This window comes from Thermus scotoductus DSM 8553, assembly GCF_000381045.1.
Lineage (GTDB): Bacteria > Deinococcota > Deinococci > Deinococcales > Thermaceae > Thermus > Thermus scotoductus.
This window is the reverse complement of the sequence record NZ_KB905798.1, coordinates 1-1,964: the sequence shown is the minus strand read 5'-3', so window position 1 is coordinate 1,964 and position 1,964 is coordinate 1. Positions and strand designations below refer to the sequence as shown.

1 protein-coding gene is annotated in these 1,964 nt (G+C 64.1%); it reads left to right on the top strand.

Annotation, left to right across the window (positions count from 1 at the left end):
• The first annotated feature begins 298 nt into the window (after positions 1-298).
• Positions 299-1,792, top strand: coding sequence for a replication initiator protein A (locus tag F604_RS0111510; RefSeq protein ID WP_019551769.1), 1,494 nt, complete (start codon positions 299-301; stop codon positions 1,790-1,792).
• Positions 1,793-1,964 lie beyond the last annotated feature (172 nt).

Genomic DNA, 1,964 nt, shown 5'->3' with positions numbered 1-1,964 from the left:
GAATAAACCTCATTCTGCTGGTTCACAACCTCATTCGGAGTCGGGTCTTGCTCAGGATGGCCGGGGTGGAGCTATGAGGTAGCACACGAAGGAATATGACCACGGCCCAGAACCCCGCCCCTCGAGGGCCGCGTGTCCCGTCTCCCCGCCTTGGATGGGCATATCGGGAAGACCACTCCGAAACGCCATGCCCGGTGTCATTCCGTTAATCTCGTCGACCCCAGGGATGCTTTCGGTGCCTACGCTCCCTTTTGGCTCCCGGCCCGTATAATGCTCAGGAAGGCCCGGGTGAGGCGCTATGGCCACCAGAAAGAAGCCGGGAACCAAACGAGAAGCCACACGCCGAAGCGAAAGGGGCCACCCGGCAGTAGGGAAGTCCCAGGCCTCGACCGGCCTTACCCTGGCCACGGCCCTTGGCCTTGCGCCGGGATCCTCCTCGGACACCCTGGCGGTTCCAGGGCAGGGGCCCAGGCACCTGGACGAGGCCAACGTGGCCCGGCTTGGGCTCATCTCCATCCAGGAGCGCATCCCCCCCGGCTACTCCTCCTGGGAAGAGGAGTACAACTTCCTGGGCAAACCGGTGAAGCTGGCCTGCTACGCCAACGAGAAGGTGGGCGGCGTGCCCCACGGCCTGGACAACGAGGTTTCCCTGGCCCTGATCGCCACCTACCTGAACGCGGGAAGCCCCGACGACGGCACCTTCACCACCACCCCTTACCAGCTTCTGAAGCTCATGGGCCTGGACACCTCCGGCTACTACTACCAAGCCCTTAAGGAAAGCCTCATGCGGCTCACCACCGCCACCTACGTGCTCTCCGAGGCGTGGCGGGCGGATGGAAGGTGGCAGAGCGTGACCTTCCGCTTCATCGATAAACTCGAGTACACCTCCTCCCGGGACGAGCGCCTGGACCGCTCCAGCGTGCTCCGCATCACCCTGGCCAAGGAGATCGTGCGCTCCTTGAAAAACCGCTACGTGAAGCCCATCGACATCGAGTTCATGGCGAGCCTCCACCGTCCCCTGAGCCGGGCCCTGTACCGCCTTTTAGATGCCCAGCGCTTCTCCCCGGAGCACCCCGCGCCCCTAACCCGCTTCGAGGTGCCCCTAATGGAGTGGGCGGCTGCCTGTAAGATCGTTCACAAGCGCCCGGACAAGATCCGGCGAACCCTCGAGCCCGCCCACGAGGAGCTCATCGCCCGTCGGTACCTGCGGTCCGTGGAGTACCGGGGAAGGGGGCAGAACCAGATCATCGTGTACGTCTTCGGTGAGGAGGCGGGCCAGCCCGCGGACCCTGCGGCCCTGGAGCTTTTGATCGCCGAGGGGCTTTCCTTTACTTCTGCCTACTCCCTGGCCCGCCGGTACCCCCTTTCCCGGATCCAGGAGCGGATCCAGCGCTTCCAGGCCATCCTGGCCACGGGTTACCGGCCGAAGAACAAACTGGGATTCCTGGTGGACGTGATCCGGGACGACACCGGAAAGTACACCCAGGCTCTGCCGGCCACCTCGCGCTCCTCCCTGGCGCGCCTCGAGGTCAAGGAGGCCAAGCGCATCGAGGAGGAGGCGGACGAGGAGTGGAAAAGCCTCCCCAAGGAGGTGCAGGTGCGGAGGACCCTTCAGGCAGCCCAGCTCATGCTCCGCACCCGCATCAGCGTGGGCGAGCTCGAGGACCTCTCCCGCCTCATGACCGAGGGCAGGATGGACCCCAAGGAAGTGATGGACAGCCTTACCAAGGCCTTCACCTCCGGCCACATCGAGGAATGGCTCCAAGAGATGCGGGAGCGCTTCGCCGAATGAGGCATCGGAAGACTTGGGGAGTTTGCCGGAGTAGCTCCGCCTCCGAGCCGCCCCTTTTGGCGTGCAGGACGCCGCTTTCGTCCGTTCATACCCCCTATCGGAAGACTTGGGGAGTTTGGAGGGTGAAGTATCGGAAGACTTGGGGAGTTGGTATCGGAAGACTTGGGGAGTT